We start from the raw sequence: 20,979 nt of genomic DNA on the forward strand, positions 1-20,979 counted from the left end.
TCACGCCTTGGGGTAACTTACCAGCTAGACCAGGACATAGGATCCACAAACCAGTCACCGTCGACATTATGCATGCGAATCGATAAGCGCTTTTGTTTACCTTTTTTGAACACAACTCTGACTCTCACCGTTGCTCTATCCTTAGTAATCGATGTCTTTATCGCGTCAATAGTGTCCAGTCCTCCTCGAAACTCACGAGTTGTACTTCGTGCCGTTGATTTTCCGGTCACAAACAGGCGATAGTCTTCTGTTGACTCCAAATGTTTTTTTTCAACTAACATCTTGAAGCGCTTAGTATTTGCGGTATACACAGCCTCCACATATTCGACAGCCACTGCCTCGGGACTGGACAGATCAACACCGCAAGAGGTCAGCAATACGATAAAAACAATAACAATTAATGATCTCATTCAAACACTTCTTTTTTGTTTCCCCTAAATGCAGAGTATAGAACAGCTGCCAACAACTGCCTCTACAACCCTCGTTTTCGTGACATGAGCGTCAATATTTGACTAAATTCGATGAAAAATGAACAATAACGCGACCCAGTTAACCCTGCTATTGGATATTTTCCGTTTTATAAATTCATTCTTGTATAACAAATATGCCACTAGCATTTGATTGTCTGTACATAATAAGGGCGCACATTTTTCACAATGAAAAGACTCACAGTATTTATTCCAGGCCTCCTACTCGGCCTGTTCCTTCAATCGTCTGGCCACGCTTTGGACATGACCAATCCAGATTATGAATTTGGCTATCGAGTAGCAAAAAAAATCTACCTAATGTCTGAAGACGACGGTTGGAAATTGCTTGATCAGTGTATGCGCAGTAGCTACAAACCCGAGTCTTACTGGCGTGTAACTGCCAAACAAATTGAGTCTCTGGAAAAAATGCTAAGCAAAGAGATCAACAAACTCTCAAAACAAAGCGATGCATTTTCTCCAGGAAAGCTGGAACAATACGGTCGTCAATACATAGGATTTAAAAAAGAAGGAAAGACGTTTTACTACGGCAACTTTTTCCCTACAGAACATAAACTGCAAGTAGACCCTCAACATGATGCCGTTGTTCTTTGTCGAGGCGATAAGCGTTTTTGGGGCATGCTGTTTAACGTGACAGACTTTAAATTTGAAGCCATCGAAAAAAATGATCGCTTTGTTAAACCACGAGGCATGTCATTGCCAGGAGAAGAAGATCTGCCTCCTCCTCCTATTCCGCGAGGATAACAAAAGCCTTTCGCTCTGCAAGAGCAGAGCATCAGAATTGATCGAAGCGGCTAGTGAGTCGCTTTTATCTGAGCTCGACTGCTAAACCACTCTTTGCCTTTAGCAAACACAATCAAACTAAGCAACAATACGCCCCAAAACTTATCCAGCCAAGAAAACTCATGGTGCATCACAGAGTGTTGTGCCTCAAGCCCCAAAGGCCACCATTGATCAACCATCCAGTTAGTCAGTATGCCAAACAGGAAGGCCATCCCCAGCACTCCGACTAAATATGCAATAAGAGATTGAGTGCCTAACTCTTTACGAATAATTCCCAAAGTTCCAATGTTGGTTGCAGGCCCGGCCAACATAAACACCAACACCGCTCCAGGAGAAATACCGCTCACCAAAAAGCCGGCGGCAATAGGTGTCGAGGCCGACGCACAGATATACATAGGTACGCCAATAATCGCCATGATCAGCATGGCTTCAACCCCCCCTCCCCATTCTGCCAACCACTGCATAGGAACAAAGGTTTTGATTAATGCCGCAATCGCAATACCAACGATCAACCACACAGCAATATCCGCCAGCATGGAGGTAAAAGAATAGGCCAACCCATCTTTTACACGCTCAGGTAACGACTGTTTTTGTTCCTTCTGTGCTTTAGCCGCACAACAGCTCACAGGTTCAGCCGATGAATGGTGTTGCTCTGTCACTTCTTCTCTACGCACCAGCAGTCCGGCCGAAATCGCGCTGCATATAGCCGCAATAGGCCGAATGATAGCCATAAAGGGGCCTAGCAAGGCATAAGAGAGAAAAATAGAGTCGGCTCCAGTCTCAGGCGTCGCCACCAAAAAAGACACGGTAGAACTCTTTGAAGCGCCTGCACGACGTAATCCCAGAGCAGCAGGTACCACGCCACAAGAACACAGTGGCAATGGTGCACCAATCAAGGCAGCCTTAACCGTATTGATACGTCGATGGCCACCCAATTGCCGCTTCATCCAATCCATGGGAATTAAGGCCTTCATCAAACCGCCAATAAAAAAGCCCAACAGCAGCCAGGGCGCCGATTCCAAAAACAGAGACACCAGATTTTGACTCAACGACATGGCTCATCCTCCACACTTTCTAATGCCTGTAAAATAGTGCAATCACGTGCCGACTCTTCTCCACCACAACAACTATCATGCAACCTGGCCAATGCTTTTTCAAACTGCTGTAATTGAGCCATTTTTTCTCTGACCTCCAGTAGTTTTTGTTCAGCAACCGTTTTGACATCCTGGCAAACTCTGGCTTCGCGGTTTAGCCGCAGCTCTAACAGCTCTTGCACTGACTTTAACGAAAATCCCAAAGCTTTGGCTCGACGAATAAAGTGCAATCGAGACAGATCGTCTTCGGTGTACAGACGGTAACCACTTGCACTGCGCATACTGGGCTGAGCAATAGATTCTTTATCATAAAATCTAAGGGTATCAATGCTGAAGCCGCTTAATTCCGACGCTTGTTTAATACGATACATAACGACAACTCATGCCAAATGACCTGATACTGTCCAGTATAAACCCTGGAGTGACCTCCAGAGTCAACCATTAGTTAATCGCGAAGAAATATCTTAAAGACGACGTGATTGGGCCAAAAACTGAATGAGCTGCTCAATTAAACCACGTTGAAGCTGCCATAAAGAAGAACGCTTACCCGGGAACCGGGTACGAAAATAGGTATCCAGATTCTCGGATACAATAAAGTCCAGCTCAATTCGGTCTCCGGCAAACCCGCGATGAGGCCAGCTCGAAAAATGCTGATTGGCGAAGTCAATCAACTCCTGTTGCACTCTGGCCTCCAGAGTCAGCTCTGCGTCGAGTAAGGCCTGCTTAATATCCTGGGCATTGTTTTCTGACGCTTGACTGATCCGCCGCCATAGCTCACGACGGTACTGCCGAAATTCAGACACCCAGCCATCGGCCTCTTCTATAGCTTCTACCAAGAGTGCAATCTGCTCTGGCTTGATAAGTTGCGGATTCTTTTGCGATACCCACACGATAAAAAGAATCAGATTAACATTGAACCCGTACTCTTCTTGAAGCACCAAACACGACTCTTGCACCTGCCCACTTTGATAAAAATCAAAACTAAACTGCCAGAACTCCTGCTTATCAAAGCTATGCTTTGTCGCATCATCCATACTTACTGTCTACCCACAAACATCTCAATACCCATTAATGTATCTAATTTTCGGCCTTCGTAGTTAAAACTTTTTTTAAAAATCGACAAAGTGCGGCTCCACTACTCTTGGTGCATAGCTAAATAATCCAGAGCTAATTGCGACATCACCTTCACTCCGGCTTTCATACCACTTTCGTCAATAAAGAAGTCTGGCGTGTGATGGGCCGGGGCTTCTGAGGGTTTCATACTGGCTTTACGTCCGCCCAGAAAGAAGAAAAAGCTGGGTACTTTTTCGGCATAAAATGAAAAGTCTTCCGCGCCAGTAATCGCATTCATCTCCAAGACATTACTTGCTCCCAACACCGCTTCAAGTGATGGCAACATCTTGGTGACCAGTTCTGGATTATTGTAAGTCACAGGATACGCCGTGGTATAAGGCAGCTCTAGGGTCGCCTTAGCTCCCATACTGGCAGCGGAATGTTTAACCACATCACGAAGATTCTTATGCAGCTGCTGACGCATGCCCTCATCGAGAGTACGAATGGTGCCAAGCATTTCGACCTGTTCAGGAATGATGTTAGAACGAACGCCACCGTGGATACTACCAACGGTAATAACCGCCGCATTTTTAGTTAGAGGTAGCTGGCGACTGACAATGGTTTGAATGTTGTTGATCATTTGCGCAGCCGTCACAATCGGATCGATACCGTTCCAAGGCGTTGAGCCATGCACTTGCTTACCATGAATCGTCACTTTGAAATTATCTACCGCGGCCATCAGACCGCCTTTGCGATAACCAATACTACCGACTTTCATACGCGACGAGATATGCAACCCAAACACCACATCAACGTCAGGGTTAGACAACACTCCTTCACGAACCATTAACTCAGCACCACCTTCTTCACCTTTAGGTGCACCTTCTTCTGCAGGCTGAAAGATAAATTTGATGGTTCCCGAAAATGCATCGCGGTGCTTAGATAAAACTTCAGCCACCCCCATTAACATGGCGACATGAGTGTCATGGCCACAAGCGTGCATGACCCCCACTTCTTGATCGTTGTATTGCGTTTTTACTTTCGACGCAAAAGGCAAGTCCACTCTTTCGGTCACAGGTAAAGCATCCATGTCAGCCCTTAACGCCACCACGGGTCCATCGCCTTTCCCTTTCAAAATCCCAACGACTCCGGTATGAGCCACTTTGGTTGTCACTTCAAGCCCCAAAGCTTTTAAATGTTTGGCGACTAATTCTGCCGTCTTAAACTCACGATTGGACAATTCAGGATGCTCGTGAATATGGCGTCGCCACTGAATAACTTTGGATTCAACCTTATCGGCTGCATCTTCAATAGACGGACGAGATTCAACTGCCGCGGCAGATGAGGTAAGTACCACCAAAAGGGCAAAGAGAGAAAAAGTTTTCATAATCATTATCTTTTTTGTTTGGAAGTGCCAAGCAAAGACGTTGCCCTGCTTGTGAATTTATTTTCATTGTTTATCATGCCCATAGACTCTTTAGCAATAAAAACGAGATCAGGCGATAGAATAATGAGCAAAAAAGCATGGCGTTTTTGGGTAGATCGAGGCGGTACCTTTACCGATATCATTGCTGTCGATCACGCTAGCAGACTGCATTCGCTGAAACTTCTATCAGAAGATCCAGCACATTATGAAGATGCCATTGTTGAAGGCATTCAACGCCTCCACAACCATCAAGATACCATTGACGATATTCGCATAGGCACAACGGTAGCTACCAACGCTCTGCTCGAACGAAAAGGTGCCAAGACACTTTTGCTCATCACACAGGGTCTAGGTGATCTTTTAACCATTCGCAGTCAACATCGTTCGCATCTTTTCAACCAGAACATCATTAAGCCGAAGCCACTCTATTCCGCCGTTATAGAAATTGAAGAGCGAATGTCGGCAGAAGGTGAGCCCGAAATATCACTCAACAACGCTCATTTGCCACCCACGTTAAAACGTTATGTTAACGATGGCTACGACTCCGTTGCTATTACTTTGATGCATAGTGTAAAAAATCCAACCCATGAGTTAGCCTTGGCTCAAATGGCAAAAGCAGCGGGCTTTACGCAAATATCTCTTTCTCATCAAATTAGCCCACTTCCTCGATTGTTGCCTCGAGCAGAAACCACTGTCGTCGATGCTTACCTCTCTCCTATCTTGAAGCAGTATACCCAAAGGCTGGAGCAGCAATTAAGCGCCAAGCAATTGCTCTTTATGCAAAGCAGTGGCGATCTTACCACCGCCAGCGAGTTTGATGGAAAAAACGCCATACTGTCAGGACCCGCTGGTGGTATTGTTGCTATGGCAAGAACAGCACAACAAGCAGGCTTTGATAAAGTTGTTGGCTTTGATATGGGTGGAACATCAACAGATGTATCATTATTTACTCATGAGCTCGACAAAACTTTAGATAATGAAATCGCCGGTGTTCATGTTCGTGCCCCCATGTTATCTGTTCACACTGTCGCAGCTGGAGGAGGATCTAAACTCTGGTTCGACGGTGCACGCTTAAGGGTCGGTCCAGAGTCGGCAGGAGCGCATCCAGGTCCCGTTTGTTACCGCAAAAAAGGGCATCTGACCGTGACCGATATTAATGTCTTGTGCGGTAAGATAAGAGCGGAATATTTTCCTCAGGTTTTTGGTGCTTCAGGAGATCAACCGCTGGATGTGCAAGCAACACACAGAGCTTTCGAACAACTGACCACACAAGTTAACTCTGCCACCCAACAAACCTTAAGTACTCATGAGCTAGCGAATGGTTTTATGAAGATAGCCATTAACAATATGGCCAATGCGATTCGCACCATATCAACACAAAAAGGCATTGAGCTTTTTGACTTTGTTATTAATGCGTTTGGTGGTGCAGGAGGACAACATGCCTGCCTCGTTGCCGATGAGCTGGGCATAAAACAAATTTTTCTGCATGCGCAATCCAGTTTGCTTTCAGCATACGGCATGGGATGTGGGTACAAAGGTGTAGAAACCACACTGCCCTTAAACGAAGGTTTATCTGCTCAAACTCTTGGGACGATCAGCGAACACATTACGCCAGTCTTAAAACAACATGCAGCCAAACTCGAGCATCACAGCAACACACAAACGACGATTAAGCTCGGCTTAAAATATTCTGGTAGCGATACTTTAATCATGGTGCCTTTGAGTGACCAGAATCAAATCGAGCAAAGTTTTTTGCAACAACATCAAAAGCGATTTGGTTTTGTTGATCACAATGGCAAATTGATTATCGAGCAAATCCACATACAAAGCACTCTTCCAGAACCATTACTCGACACTAGCGAAACACTGCAAGCCGAAACTTTGCCACCCAATATTCACTCAGTCTGGTTTACCGATGAGTGGGTAGATACGCCTTTTTACGCTTTAGATAACTTACCGAGCCATAGTCAAATCAAAGGGCCTGCTGTCGGCTACAATACTAATACAACACTCGTTATAGAACCCGGATGGCAAGCAACAAAAAAACCAGGTGGACACTGGGTACTCACCCGCGAGGATGCACGAGCAAAACCTGACGCCAATGACACCACACTTGATCCCATAAGGTTAGAAATTTTCAACAATCGATTCATGCACATTGCCGAACAAATGGGCATGGTACTTAAGCAGACCGCTCGCTCAGTGAACATCAAAGAGCGTCTGGATTTTTCCTGCGCACTATTTGATGGCCAAGGAAACCTCATTGCGAATGCACCTCACATGCCAGTTCACTTAGGATCCATGAGCAGCAGCGTGCGTCATGTGATCCAACACAACTCAATAGTGAATGAAGGAGATGTGTGGATGCTTAACTCACCCTATCATGGCGGCACCCATTTGCCTGACATTACGGTCATAAGTCCAGTCTTTGTCGATAATCAATGCCAGTACTGGGTTGCCTCTCGTGGTCATCATGCAGACATTGGCGGAACCACACCAGGTTCCATGCCAGCTCATAGTCAACACATTGATGAAGAAGGTGTACTGATTGAAAACTTTCATCTAGTTAAGCAGCACAAATTGCAGCAACGAGCGTTGGAAGAACAGCTAAAAGGACATCCATTTCCGGTAAGAAACTTCCAGCAAACACTGGCAGATTTAAAAGCTCAAATTGCTGCAAACCAATGTGGCATTAACGAAATAAAATCAGCGGTTGAGTACTTCGGCAATCAAACGGTGTCTGCTTATATGACATACGTGCAAGACAATGCAGCCGAGATGATCAAACAAGCCATTAGCCAATTAAAAGATGGCCACTTTCAGTATCCAATGGATTGCGGAGCGGTAATTCGTGTTGCCATTCGTATTGAAAATGACAGCATTACGATGGACTTTACGGGTACCAGCCCGCAACAAGATAACAATTTTAATGCGCCTTTGTCGGTTACTCGAGCAGCGGCTTTGTACGTATTAAGAAGCCTGATAGATGATGACATCCCCTTGAACGAAGGATGCCTTAAACCTTTAAAGCTTGTGGTACCCGAAAACTCTCTACTTAACCCCGAGTATCCAGCAGCTGTGGTGGCAGGAAACGTTGAAACCTCGCAATGTTTGACCGATGCGATCTGGGGGGCATTAGGATTGCAAGCTGGAGCACAAGGCACTATGAACAATCTGATCTTTGGCAACCAGGAATATCAATATTACGAAACCATTGCCGGTGGTTCTGGAGCAGGAAAAAATCACAACGGAACAGATGCCGTGCAAACGCACATGACCAATTCTCGCATGACCGACCCCGAAATTCTTGAGCAGCGTTTCCCAGTTTGTTTAGAAGAGTTTTCTGTTCGGAAGAACAGTGGCGGGGAAGGAAAATTTAATGGCGGTAATGGCATCCTAAGACGCATTCGATTTAATGAGCCCATGACGGTATCAATACTTTCTAATAATCGCACACATCAACCATTTGGCATGATGGGCGGCGGGTCTGGTCATCCTGGAGAAAACAAGATTATTCGACAAAACGGTGAAGAAATGCCTGTGGCGTCAGCCAGCGAAGTATCGGTAGAAAAAAACGACCGTATCGAAATCAAAACACCAGGAGGTGGCGGTTATGGTTCACCTCAATAAACTCTCATTCATTTTTGATTCATGATTGAGTCGCTACAATGCGCCTCTTGCGCACCATTGTTGATGTTATAACCATGAGGAGAGGGGAATGCCCCAAATTGTTTCACTGCTAATTTCTTTTAGCCTGTTATGTTGTTCGCTTGCCACGGCGGCAACACCCAATCAAGATTGGAAAACATTAGAAACACAGCACTTTCGAGTCTATTTTACTCCTCCTTATCAAGAATGGGCCGAAACCACGGCTTACCAACTCGAAGATATTCGACAACATGTTCAAACGGATCAATCACGTACCATTGACGAAAAAATAGATGTTCTGGTTTTTGATCCCTTGAACTTAGCCAATGGCTCAGCCATACCTCTTAGCCACAAACCTACTATTCGACTCTACGCCACACCACCAACTTCGGACTCCATGATTTCATATATGCCAAACTGGCAACAGTTGCTGGTGCTGCATGAATATATCCATGTAGTTCATCTGGCACAAAAGAGCCGCAATGATTATCGACGCACTGCGGCTAAAGTCTGGGATCTATACGATGCCGTCACTATTCCTGGAAACCGCTGGGTAGCCGAAGGATACGCCACGCTCAAAGAATCTCAAATGACAGGCATGGGCAGGATTTATTCAGATAAAGCCGAAGCGTTTGTGCGCCAGCTTGCCAGAGAAGGTGCCATGCCAAACTATGCGCAGCTAAGTGCAACAGAAGGTACCTACCGAGTAGGTGCTTACGCCTATCTTATCGGCTCACGTTTTTTACGATGGATAGAAAAAAAGTACGGTGAAGACAAACTCAACCATGTTTGGACTCGGTGGCGCGCAGTAAAATCCCGTTCATTCGAAGAAGCATTCAATGGACTTTATCCTGTCTCGGTACAAAAACTTTATCGTCGTTTTGTCGCAGAGATGACTCACGAAACATTATCCAGAGACACTCACTATCAACCTAAGCAAACAAACGAATGGCTTAACAATAGCTATTCTGCTTCAGCACTGACAATCAGTCCTGACTCAAAGCGAATAGCGCTGGTAGAAAGCAATAAAAAAAGCCAAGTTTTTATTAATATTTACAGTACCGATGAAAATAAAAAAGCAAAAGAGTTATTCAAGAAGCAGCAAAAAGCAATATTAGAAGCCGATCCCAAAGACATTCCATCAGTAGAGCCGAACCTGTTTAAACGCAAAAAAGAATTCACTATTGAACCGCTAAACTCTCAGGCATTGTTTGATCCTCAATGGATAGATAACGAAAATCTTATCTACGGATCGCTCACACGAGATAGCGACGGTAATATGCACCGAGACTTGTTTTCTTGGAATATGAAAACACAGGGCATCAAGCGTTTAACCCATCATGCCAATGTTCGACGTTTCTCGCTACTCCCTCAACAGAATTCCGTGGTTGCTGAAATCAATCGTCATGGTTATTCACAACTGGTAGAACTCGATCTTAACAACGGCCAATCAACACTTATTTCAACCAAGATCTTTGGAACTTTTTATGATATGCCCAGAGTGTCGCCAGATGGCCAACAACTAGCATTTCTACAAAAGCAGCCCAACCAACTGTGGCAACTCAAGCTTGCTCAAAAAGTTTCAGGTTCCTGGCAAATCGATAATAGCCGAACGCTTCCCGCACCCAGCAACTATCAATATCTTTCTTATCCACAATGGGACAAAAAAGGGAACAGCCTGTTCTACGTTGCGGGAATCCAGGGTGAATTGTCGGTGTATCAACTATCGCTGAAAGAAAATAAACTGCAAAAACTGACTAACGGCCAACACTCAGTATCCTGGCCAACACCTTTTAAAGAGAATGAGCTGTTATTGCTTGAAGAGTACAGTGATGGGCCCGATGTCTACCACCTTGCTTTAACATCGTCGGAGCCAGTCACTCAGGTCACCCTCTCCGCAAAGCCTAAGTTACCAACACAATTAAGCCGAACGGTTTTGCCCAGTTATGATCCCAGTAAAAAAATCCGTTCGGACATTAAAAATTATGGTACAGGAAAACAAAGACCCACCTTCGTTTTAGGTTCTTCATTTAACCAGGCTGCATTTGAACTCATAGAGCTGGGTGTCAAATCAGAAGACATGCTGGATCGTTTAGAATGGCAAGTCAATCTGAGTCAGAGTACAGAGAATGCATTACAAGGTTGGGGCGGACACCTTCAATGGAGTGGTTGGCCAATCACTTTAGCCATTGATGTTTTTGACTATGAAATCAATACTCTTGAACAGGAAGACCAGGCCCTTAATGCCATCTATGACCGTCAAGGTGTACTGCTATCCGCTAGCAAAGGCTTTATTCAAAATAACAGTCAATTTCAATTATCTGGCGCCATATTCTCTGGAGAAACTAATCAACAAGATGAAGACTATTGGCGCCTTGGGTGGCAACATCAGTGGCAATACAATCATCAATCCACACAATGGTATCACTATGCAAAGCTTGATTGGTTAGAGGGCAAAACGGGGCTCATTGATTGGCGCGGAACCAATGGAGAGTTACTGTTTGGAGGAAAACACTGGGGCATCGATTGGCGCGTCGGAGGACAATGGGCCAAACGACTGGATGTAGACGCCAGTACTCCATTGTTATCTCTTGGCGGATTCGAGTCTACTTTAATGCAGAGCAAGTATCACCCCAATGCTCAGTTTGCTCCATCACTGCCTTTTTATGCACAACAAGGTAATGACTACCAAAGCTATCTGATTGAACTACCGGAAATGATAGGCAAGCTAAACCTGTTCTTTCAAAATCATCAAATGGATCAATCGCAAGAACTGGATATTATAGGTCTACGAAGAAGCACCCGACTGGACATTGGCATAACAGGTGCCAATGATATCCAACTGGATTTTGGTATCAGCCAGATAAGCTCTGATATAACAGAAGATAAAGTAAGACTTTGGGGTAGCCTGTTTTATCGATGGTAGTTATTTTATTGTTGCTCATTGCCCCATGAGCAGTAACGGTTGAACTTGGTTGGTCACCTCTACCAAGTTCACCGTTACGAGATATTCGACTTTAATAGCTGGGCGCAGTAATATGCCTCAAAAGGCTCGAATGTTATGCACACCATTACTTATAAAGAAAAATTTCAAGCGCTCGCTTTCTGGTTATCCTTCCCCTGGGTAATCCCGCAAGGTCTATGGCTTAAGCATACTGCTGCACGCTTTCCGGAGGCCGAAGGTCCAAGAGAAGGCGTTATTGGCGAGTCTCAACCCAAACAACGCTTTTTAGCTCTTGGTGACTCGGTTATTGCAGGGGTAGGTCACGAGTCAACAGGCACCACCCTCGCTTATAGCCTGGCCTCCTCACTCAGCGAAAAATCTCAAAGCTCCATCGAATGGCAGCTCGTTGGCCGCAGCGGTTTTGACAGCGGTGAAATCATCGAACAACTTCTGTCAGAGATTGCAGCGCAACCTTTCGATTTTATTTTTATCTCCACTGGCGTGAATGATGTTACCAATATGGTGAGTGCGACTCGATGGCAAGCAAACCTGTTAACTTTGTTCAAATATCTAAGAACTCATTCGCCTAATGCAGTCATTGCGCTTTGCGGTGTACCGCCAATGGATAAATTCCCTTTGATCCCAAAGCCACTTAATCGCGTACTTGGGCTAAGAGCTTCCTTACTTGCCAGTGTTGGCGAACGCATCTGCTCACAACAAAACTGCATTTACATTCCGGTGCCAACGTTGTTATCAGACGAGAGCTTTGCCCATGATGGTTATCATCCATCCCCCATGGTTTGCCAGCAATGGAGTCAACAGCTGGCCGATGAATTACTGAATCCGATCAAATAAAGCCACCTCAAGTCGCAACAGTTTATACCTTTCTATTTTTCTCACCAGATGATGACAATGCAGCATCATCTGGTAAAGTGCCTATACGAAACCTCAATGGATGCTTCTTATGATATGGCTTTTGACTGCCACAGGATTTTTACTGGGTTTACTCACTGGAGAAGGGAGTGTTGTTGCTCTTTATACTGCCGTTGGCTACCTTCTGGGCAAAGTCAGTGAACAATCCAAAGTCATCAAAACACTTCAAAGCAAACTTGCGACACTGATTGAGCCTACTCATAAACGGCATTCAAACGTCCCTTCAGAATCACCACTCAGACAAGAAGAGCCACGACCTCAAACTGATGTCGATGAGGAAGAAACACTATCCATTGACGATGATATATTGATGCCAGAGCCTCAGGAGCAAAAACAACGCCCTCCAACTCCCACGACAGCCCCCCCTACTCCATCGCCCAAAAGAGAACCGGGGCTACTCAGCAAAATAGGTCAATCTATTTTCAATTACTTTACCACTGGCAATCTTATTGTTCGCGTGGGCATTATTTTGTTGTTCATTGGCGCGTCGTTTATTATCCGCTATGCCGCACAACACGATTTACTGCCTATCGAACTGCGCTTATCAGCTTTAGCACTAGGAGCTATCGTCTTATTTGCTTTCGGCTGGCGCCTACGCCACTCTCGTCGAGACTATGCCTTATTGCTGCAAGGTGGCGGGGTTGGCATTATCTATTTAACCGTGTTCTCTGCCTTTAAGTTTTATCAACTGTTGCCATCAAGTCTGGCATTTCCTTTTCTATTGATATTCAGCTTTGTCAGCATAGGACTCGCAGTCAAACAAAATGCTCGCTCTATGGCGATCATGGGTATGCTAGGGGGATACGCTGCTCCTCTTATTACTTCTACGGGAGAAGGCAGTCATGTGGCTCTGTTCAGTTACTACTTGATACTGAACTTGACGGTTTTTGCAGCCGCACTGTTTCGAGCGTGGCGAAGCTTAAACCTTCTGGCTTTTATTTTTACTTTTGTTATTGGTTCAGCCTGGGGGTTATTCCGATACGAAGCCTCACTACTACTATCAACAGAACTCTTTTTAATTACCTTTTTTGTACTCTTCAATCTCATTGCCATTTTTTATCACCGGGTCCAACAACCAACCAAAGGCAATCTGGTGGATGGCACTCTCACCTTCGGTAATGCCATTATTAGTCTATCGATTCAGGCAGTGCTTGTTGATAGCTACGAATACGCTCTCAGCTTAAGCTTCTTCATTGCCGGAGTGTTTTACTTTGTACTCAATAAAATAACCGCTAAACTCGACTCTCAAAAACCTTTGTTGTCACAAACTTTTAGCGCACTGGGTTTAATCTGTCTGACATTGGCTATTCCTTTTGCGTTCGACAGTCAAATCACATCAGCCATGTGGACAATCGAAGGGGCAGGATTAATTTGGTTATCACTACGCCAGAAAATCCAATGGCAATGCGCTCTTGGGATTCTGGTTCAGCTAGGTGGGGTTTTATTTTTATTGCCCGAGTTTGAGCACGTACAACAATGGCAAATTTATCTTTCTATTTTAATCGTTAGCTTATCACTGATAACAACAGCAAGAATTTTTGAACGACACGATTGCGAATCTTGGCAAAAGCAACTGATATCGCCATATTTCATAGGCGCTTATGTTTGGTGGTTAATCACCGCACTCATTGCAGCAGGACAATTGCTCGAAACGCCGGAGCTGTATCATTTCAGCCTGGTGATTATTGGATTGCCCGCGGCCCTCTACTATTATCTCGCACAATTCAGGCAATGGTCAGAACTGTCATTCAATTTATTAACGACACCTGCCTTAATCATGTTAGCAAATTTGATTTTTTTACTCGATTACGAGCACCTGTTATTCGGCTGGGGGCTACTATTGATTCCTCTAAGCTGGGCAGGCAGTTATTGGTTGATGCTCAAAAACCGCCATCACTCAGCGACGCCTTACTATCACTTTTCGTTGTACTTGCTTATCACGCTGATTTTAAGCAGTGAAGCCTATTGGCTGGGTGAGCATACTCTAAAGGTAGCATCACCTTGGACAGGAGCCATGATAGGGTTAGTCATTGCGACCTCCCTATTCATTGCCATTGAGAAAGCAACGATATTTTTTGAAGAAGCAAAAGAAGTTTATCGCTACACAATACCTCTTGTTGTTGCCATTGGATCGATCAGCTGGTTTTTAGTATACAACTTGCTATCGGCGAGCCAACCTCTGCCACTGCCTTACATTCCCCTATTCAACCCAATCGATTTAACCACAGGGCTTATCGTTTATATGCTTTATCGTTGGTATAAAAAATCGTCGCTTGAGTATTTTAAGCTACCTGCACAAAGCCATTACTGGATTGCCGGAGTCTTCAGCTTTATCTGGCTTAATAGCTTACTGTTACATAGCCTGCATTTTTACGCAGATATCAGCTATTCACTCTACGCCTTTAATCGATCGGCCCTCGTTCAAACCAGCCTCTCGATAGTCTGGACACTGCTCGCACTGGTTATCATGCTATTATCAAAACGTTGGCAACAGCGTCAGGTTTGGTTAGTGGGATCAAGTCTGCTAGGGATTGTGGTGCTGAAACTGCTACTCAAAGATCTATCAGGACAGCAAAGCATAGAGCGAATTATTTCGTTTATGGGTGTAGGATTTTTGTTACTGGTTATAGGTTATCTGGTTCCCATTCCGCCACAGCAACCCAATGGAGAGGTTAACGAAGACAAGCCCTCTCAGTAGGGCTTGCCTTTCGAATATATACCCAAAGCATTTCAAGGTGCAGGTAGGCGGGCAGCAAGCGACTCCCCTGAGCTTAGATACACTAAGTGACTGGGGTGAGTGCGCGCAGCGCTGCAACTTAAAAGGCGACGGGGATATTCTCATAGCAATTTTTGGCGTACACAGTAAAATACGATTAATACTGACTTACGAGAATTACCTGTGCGCGTTCGACTCTCGGATCTGGAAGTTGATTACGAACAATTTTCAGTTATCAAGAATGGTGAAATAACCATCTTACCTAAGCTGTCCTTTGAGCTACTGGATTGTTTTATTAAACACCCAGGCAAAGTCTTAACCATTGAAGAGTTAATCGATCACGTCTGGACGAATTCACAGGTCAGTGACGAAACTGTAATACAAAGAATCACTTTGCTACGAAAAGCTATTGGTGATAATGCAAAGTCCCCCCAATATATTGAGTCATTGCGTGGCAGAGGATATCGTCTGATCGCAACGCCTTCTCCCATTACCGAAGAGAAAGCGCCTCTTAAGATTAAAAGCTCAGTCAGACGTTTTCTAGTTATTACTCTCGTCATACTATCTGTAGTTGCCAGTTACTATATCTTCAAGCCTTCACCATCAAACAAACAAGCATCACTCACTCAACGAGCTTACTATTATTTATCCATCGGCCAGCTACCTAATGTAACCAGAGCCATCGATTTGTTTTCTAAACAACTTGCCAACTCACCTAATGATGAAAAAGCCATCATCGGATTAAGTCGAGCGTTAAGTACATCCGTTTGTCGTTACAATCAACCCTACGCAAAAGCAGAACAAGCCCTCAAGTTAATTGATAACTACCTGGAGCAGCACCCCAATAATCCTGATATTTTAAATTCTTTAGCGTTTGCCTGGGACTGCCTCGGAAATCTGGAAAAAGCCTTCTCACACTACCAAGAGTCATTGCGGCTGGAACCGAATAACCTAGAGACACAGACTGAATTAGCCCACTTATTAGGAGTAAAAGGCTATTTGGGAGAAAGCCTGAACTTAACGAATAAAGTCTTACAAAAGAAACCTGACAATGCCATGCTTTTACTACAAAAAGCACAGATGTTAGAACTGCTGCAATATACCAGTGAAGCCGAAGCGATTTATAGAGACGTGTTCGAGCGCTTCCCCGACAATGTTTTTGTCAACGAGGCATTACCACGTTTTCTTTATACTCATCAGCGCTTAAATGAAGCCCAGAAACATCTGGATATTGCTTTAACCAGAGGAATAAAAAGGAATGCTCTTTACCTCTACTATTCAGAGATAGTGTGGCTTACTAAAGGACAAAACGACGCTGAAGAATGGTTAAAGAAAGCAGCAGATATCAACCCAAACCAAAGCTATCCTCGCACACTTTATCAACTTCACTCTCAATCACTTTCCAGAGCAGCAGCTCAGGCAAAACTGGATGACTTGAAGCAGGCAGAACAATGGGGTGATACCTGGCCGATAAATTACATCGAAGCAGCCATTATCAGTGTTCATATTCTAAAGGCGCCTGACAAAGCACTTAAATACTTACAACAAGCCGTTGCCTCTGGATATCGTTCTAACGAATATCTGTTAATGTCACCTTTTCTCCAGCCTTTGAAACAACACCCTGAATTTTATCAACTGATAAAACACATTGGACAGTTGCGTTCAACAGCCAGAGAAAAGTTTGAATTATCACAAAGTCATACTAACGTTTGATAGAAGGTAAAGCTTTTAATACATAGTCATTGATGATTTCACGAGATTGACTATGGCCATAGCGAGTATTGTAGGCTTCTGAAGTGATCAGGATAACCAGCTCTCGCTGAGGCAATATAACCAGATAATTACCACCATTACCCATCGCAGCAATACTCCACTCTTCCTGCCCGTCAATGTGATGCTTCATACGCCACCACTGGTAACCGTATTCATAGCCTTCTCTGGGGATTGCACGAGGCTTTGTCGACTGCTCAATCCAACTATTGCTAACAATTTTTTGACCTTCCCATTGACCACCTTTTATTAGGAGCTCGCCGAATTTGATAAAATCTCGACTGCGGTAACGTGTACCCCCTGCACCAGATGCAACGCCATGGGGAGAATAGTTCCATTTGACCTTGGTAATGCCCATAGGTTTATGTAGATATTCTTCCAGAAAATCATCCATCCCCTTTCCTGTGGCTCGTTCAACGATAGCTCCCAGCATAAAAGAACCAGCAGTACAGTAGGCAAAACTGCGCCCATATCGACTTTGCTCTGGCTTAGGTTCCCAGGGAACAAATCCTTTGATGGGAATATCGAGAACAAACTGAACCCAGTCATTAAAAATGTACATTCGTTCTTCATGACCTCGAGAAAATTGATTCTCATCATTGCACTCTAACAAAGAGCTCATGGTTAACAGGTCTTCTATGGTTATCTTATTTTTTATTGAAGAAGGATTCTTCCATTGCCTTTCATTTTCAAAGAAAGAAACCATGGTTTGAGATACCGAGTCTATATGGCCCTTTTCTTTAGCAATACCCACGGCAAGCGAATTGATAGATTTAGTCGCCGAACGCAGGTCATTCATGTAGTCGATATGTCCTTTATTAAAATACTGCTCATAAACCAGACTTCCCTGATGGTTAACCAAAATGCTGGTAATTTGTTTAAAGTCGCCTTGCTTAACTTTGTTCGTTAGTTGTTGCAACTCCCAACTTTTGGACTCGCCTTTGCTACTAGCCAAGGCCGAGCCCCATAAACTCATCAATAGAATAGAACTAAAAATTGCATATCTTAGGTACATCACATACTCCTGTTTATTTGTCGTTGTACTACCTTGCTCAAAACTAAACAGAAACACACCAGAGAACCTGAAGAGCCCATAAAGTTATCCTAAAGGAAAAATAAAAGCTTAAATATCATAGAGTTAACTTCATCACTTTTATCAGCCTAATTTCCAACCAAAACCATCTTGTTACCAATATGCGGGTTTATCCCTCCTCTTTTAGCTCCGATATACCTTCCCAATAATGCCAACTCTTCTTCAAAATAGTCATATTTCTTATGAAAACTGTGGAAATAAAAGATAGAAACCTCATATAGTAGATATGAATCGCAGGTTGACTTCTTTAGCTCCTAAATTGTTTACAACTTCTATCCTTAAGAGGTTACTAAAACTTCGGAGGTAAAGAACCGCTTTTGTATACAGGAACTCTAGGGCCTGTCGCTCTTTTGTTGACAGTCTCTGTTGTGACTAAAATGACATCAATCGCGGCGCAAGGAGTGTGGTTTGGTTATTCCAAATAAACGACGAGCAACAAAGAGTGACGTCATTTTAGCCACAACCCTCAGGGCCAATCCCATTTTTCGCTCTGCTGCGTTAGAACATCGCTTATGTAGAATGACTACACGGCGCTCGTTCCGCCTTGCCGAACAAAAAATGGGATATGGCAGGGACCATCAACCAAAGATCGACAGGCCCTAATGATGACAAAATTAGATGCATTCAAAGCCTTAGCTCATGAGTTCACTCAACTCATGGAGCTGCCGAGTATTGATTTTGGCCCCGATGCAGGCTTTGGATTAGAGATGGGTGATATGGAGTTGAATGTTGGTTATCGAGAGGATTCCGACGAAGTTGTCGTTATTTCTTATCTTAACGAATATTCAGAGCAAGAATCACCAAGCTTGTACAGAAAGCTGCTGGATGCGAACTTTGCGTTTACAGAAAGCGGGCATGGTGCCTTTGGACTAACGCCTGATGAAAACCAGGTAACCTTTAGTACCAAGATGCCATTGCAAGGTATGACGGTTAAAGAGTTCTATGAACTCATTTCTCATGCTAGAAGGATCAGTAAACGATGGTTGGAGCAAATCGAAAAAGATTGCGAAGAACCCATCGATTTGGCTGAGCCAACTTTTGGCATTCGGATCTAGTAGACCGAAGAGCTAAGGAGAACCTCATGCCAATCGACATCAGCAAAGTGAACACACCTTCGACGTTACCAACGTCAGACCCCAACTCGGTCGAAAAAAACCAAGAGAGCGAATGGCAACCTGATCGTAATAAAGATTTTGATTCACCAATGACTATTAAAAGCCCCAAGCAGAGTTTTATTCAAATATTAAACTCCACCACTGACTTACCTATTGTTGACGATATGAAACAATTGAAAAGTATTGTTATTACTGAACTTAAAAAGTCTTCTAAAAGCTCTTTAGGCAATGATTAAAACTCGCCAGTGGATTTCGAAGTAAAAAAAAGAACGAAACGTAACGTTTCGTTCTTTTACTATGTTACTACTTTGATGCTCCCGGCAGCGTCACCATTTCTCGCATTACGCCATCGAGGCCACCGTAAACCGTAAGCGTATCGATGCGATCAGAGACTCGCTCTAACACCTCTAGCTCTTTTAACCGCAATAATGTGGCATTGCCTTCCATCACTTTTGCAGTGTTATGCAACGAACGAGTTGCAGCGGTTTCTTCTCGTCGCTTAATGATGTTAGCTTCAGCCGTTTTTTGAGCTTCAACTACCTGGTTCAGAATATTTTTCATTTCGCCAGGCAAGATGATGTCTCTCACTCCAACCTGCTGTAACTCAATACCACAAACCGCCACAGCCTCTTGAGCAGACTGAAACACCAGGTTATTTAACGCATCTTTATCGGCCAGCAACTCATCAAGTGTTTTCATTCCAACCGCTTCTCGCAACATAAGTTGCAAAGTTCGGTAAATGAAATCCTGATAATCAGCATGCTGTGTTACTGCTTTGACCGCATCAATAACCGAGTACTGTGCACTTAGATTCAAACGCAGACTTACTCGGTCTTTTGTTAGAATCTCCTGACCGCTCACATCCAGATTTTGTTGACGCTTATCGACCAGTTTAACCGACAGTTTTTTATTGAGCTTCCAGAACCCGAAGTGCCCAGACTCTAGAACCCCCTTAAGCTCACCACCATCAAATAACAAGGCATTCGCGTTAGTATTAACTTCAACATGCAAAATCAGCTGGCGCGCTTTATCGCGAACCCGAGCGTTTTCACTTAGGCAAAGTTCTTGAACAAGATCCACTGGAACCGCTAGCCCTTCTTCAAAAGACAATGTTTTGAATTGCCACTGACCGCGTTGTTTCCAGAAACAAGCTTGTGATTCTGGAGCAACCAGATCAACCAAGCACCCATCCAGATAAGCTAATACGACTTCTTGTTTCGCGGTTTTAGTAACAATAAGGTGTTGCGATAACAGAGCTTCATATTCATTTAGCCACAATGGAAGCAATGCGCACTCTAGCTCACCATCACTGAATGCAGCCTGCATAACATTGATGTTCTGTTTGCTATTCCATAGATAGTGCATTCCTTTGCTCAAAACGCTTTGCAAATTCTGCTCGTTGAGCAAAAACAATCTTTCGACCTCGCTTACATTGACTTGCAGGATTAAACTTTTTAATTTTTCTCTAACGCGTACACTGTCCGTTGAAACTAAGACCGACTTTAATCGCTCGTCGATCGCTTGTCCCTCTACAATATCGTAGCTCAGAAACTCCCACTCACCTCGATCTTTCCATAAGGCTCGATACTCGTTAGGTTTAACAATATCAAATGCTCGACCATCCAATAGCACTAAAATAACTTGCTCTTCGCCTGCACGAACATACTCTAGATGTTCGGCAAAAACGTCATGCCGCTGCTTCCATAGAATTTCAAAATCAGGAAGCTCAAACATTCCGTTGCTGATAGAAAAGTTCTTAAACGATAGCTTTCCTCGAAAATCATAAAATCGATGTTCTCCCGTCGATAAAAGTTTTACCGGCAGGTTATTTTCCATAACTAACATCCGTTGTGTATCGGATACATTAAAAGTTTTAATTCCAAACATATTATTTTCCTATATTGAATTTCTCATCGACA

15 protein-coding genes are annotated in these 20,979 nt (G+C 44.0%); 8 read left to right on the plus strand and 7 right to left on the minus strand.

Annotated elements, in window-relative coordinates; all coding sequences use genetic code 11:
* Positions 1–17 precede the first annotated feature (17 nt).
* On the minus strand, positions 18–410 hold the full coding sequence (locus NH399_RS10325) for a DUF4878 domain-containing protein (RefSeq protein WP_253039977.1): 393 nt from the start codon (positions 408–410) through the stop codon (positions 18–20).
* A 246-nt stretch (positions 411–656) separates the two neighbouring features.
* Between NH399_RS10325 and NH399_RS10330 the strand changes: the two genes are divergently transcribed.
* On the plus strand, positions 657–1,229 hold the full coding sequence (locus NH399_RS10330; RefSeq protein WP_253039979.1) for a hypothetical protein: 573 nt from the start codon (positions 657–659) through the stop codon (positions 1,227–1,229).
* Positions 1,230–1,279: 50 nt separating this feature from the next.
* On the opposite strand, the gene NH399_RS10335 is transcribed toward NH399_RS10330, so the two are convergent.
* The 4 genes from NH399_RS10335 to NH399_RS10350 form a co-directional block, all read right to left on the minus strand.
* A complete protein-coding gene (locus NH399_RS10335; protein ID WP_253039981.1) occupies positions 1,280–2,323 on the minus strand; it encodes an SO_0444 family Cu/Zn efflux transporter in 1,044 nt (347 codons plus the stop codon).
* A complete protein-coding gene (gene zntR, locus NH399_RS10340; RefSeq protein ID WP_253039983.1) occupies positions 2,314–2,733 on the minus strand; it encodes a Zn(2+)-responsive transcriptional regulator in 420 nt (139 codons plus the stop codon). Before zntR ends, NH399_RS10335 begins: the two co-directional genes overlap by 10 nt.
* A gap of 93 nt (positions 2,734–2,826) precedes the next feature.
* Positions 2,827–3,396 carry a TIGR02444 family protein gene (locus NH399_RS10345; protein WP_253039985.1) on the minus strand — a complete coding sequence of 190 codons (570 nt, stop codon included), beginning with the start codon at positions 3,394–3,396 and terminating at the stop codon, positions 2,827–2,829.
* A 101-nt stretch (positions 3,397–3,497) separates the two neighbouring features.
* Complete coding sequence (locus tag NH399_RS10350; protein ID WP_253039987.1) at positions 3,498–4,802, minus strand: amidohydrolase; 1,305 nt, start codon at positions 4,800–4,802, stop codon at positions 3,498–3,500.
* A 123-nt stretch (positions 4,803–4,925) separates the two neighbouring features.
* Here NH399_RS10350 and NH399_RS10355 point away from each other — a divergent pair, with 123 nt between their 5' ends.
* The 5 genes from NH399_RS10355 (at position 4,926) to NH399_RS10375 (ending at position 16,795) form a co-directional block, all read left to right on the plus strand.
* On the plus strand, positions 4,926–8,471 hold the full coding sequence (locus tag NH399_RS10355; protein WP_253039988.1) for a hydantoinase B/oxoprolinase family protein: 3,546 nt from the start codon (positions 4,926–4,928) through the stop codon (positions 8,469–8,471).
* An 88-nt stretch (positions 8,472–8,559) separates the two neighbouring features.
* Entirely contained in the window at positions 8,560–11,415 is a 2,856-nt protein-coding gene (locus NH399_RS10360) for a hypothetical protein (protein WP_253039990.1), read from the plus strand.
* A gap of 135 nt (positions 11,416–11,550) precedes the next feature.
* On the plus strand, positions 11,551–12,288 hold the full coding sequence (locus NH399_RS10365) for an SGNH/GDSL hydrolase family protein (RefSeq protein ID WP_253039992.1): 738 nt from the start codon (positions 11,551–11,553) through the stop codon (positions 12,286–12,288).
* 109 nt (positions 12,289–12,397) lie between these two features.
* The gene (locus NH399_RS10370) at positions 12,398–15,064 is read left to right on the plus strand and encodes a DUF2339 domain-containing protein (protein WP_253039994.1); all 2,667 of its coding nucleotides are present in this window, start codon (positions 12,398–12,400) and stop codon (positions 15,062–15,064) included.
* A gap of 201 nt (positions 15,065–15,265) precedes the next feature.
* Complete coding sequence (locus NH399_RS10375) at positions 15,266–16,795, plus strand: winged helix-turn-helix domain-containing protein (RefSeq protein WP_253039995.1); 1,530 nt, start codon at positions 15,266–15,268, stop codon at positions 16,793–16,795.
* On the opposite strand, the gene NH399_RS10380 is transcribed toward NH399_RS10375, so the two are convergent.
* Positions 16,785–17,867: a serine hydrolase gene (locus tag NH399_RS10380; RefSeq protein WP_253039997.1), complete on the minus strand. Its 1,083-nt coding sequence runs from the start codon at positions 17,865–17,867 to the stop codon at positions 16,785–16,787. The genes NH399_RS10375 and NH399_RS10380 overlap by 11 nt on opposite strands.
* A gap of 680 nt (positions 17,868–18,547) precedes the next feature.
* Between NH399_RS10380 and NH399_RS10385 the strand changes: the two genes are divergently transcribed.
* Entirely contained in the window at positions 18,548–19,000 is a 453-nt protein-coding gene (locus tag NH399_RS10385) for a type III secretion system chaperone (RefSeq protein WP_253039999.1), read from the plus strand.
* A 26-nt stretch (positions 19,001–19,026) separates the two neighbouring features.
* Positions 19,027–19,296 (plus strand): hypothetical protein, encoded by a 270-nt coding sequence (locus tag NH399_RS10390; RefSeq protein WP_253040001.1) that lies wholly within the window; start codon positions 19,027–19,029, stop codon positions 19,294–19,296.
* A 67-nt stretch (positions 19,297–19,363) separates the two neighbouring features.
* Here the strand turns inward: NH399_RS10390 and NH399_RS10395 are convergent, their stop codons facing one another.
* Complete coding sequence (locus NH399_RS10395; protein WP_253040003.1) at positions 19,364–20,947, minus strand: slipin family protein; 1,584 nt, start codon at positions 20,945–20,947, stop codon at positions 19,364–19,366.
* Positions 20,948–20,979: the final 32 nt, after the last annotated feature.

Origin of the sequence: Pleionea sp. CnH1-48, from assembly GCF_024124665.1 — a bacterium.
Classification (GTDB): domain Bacteria; phylum Pseudomonadota; class Gammaproteobacteria; order Enterobacterales; family Kangiellaceae; genus JAMXSB01.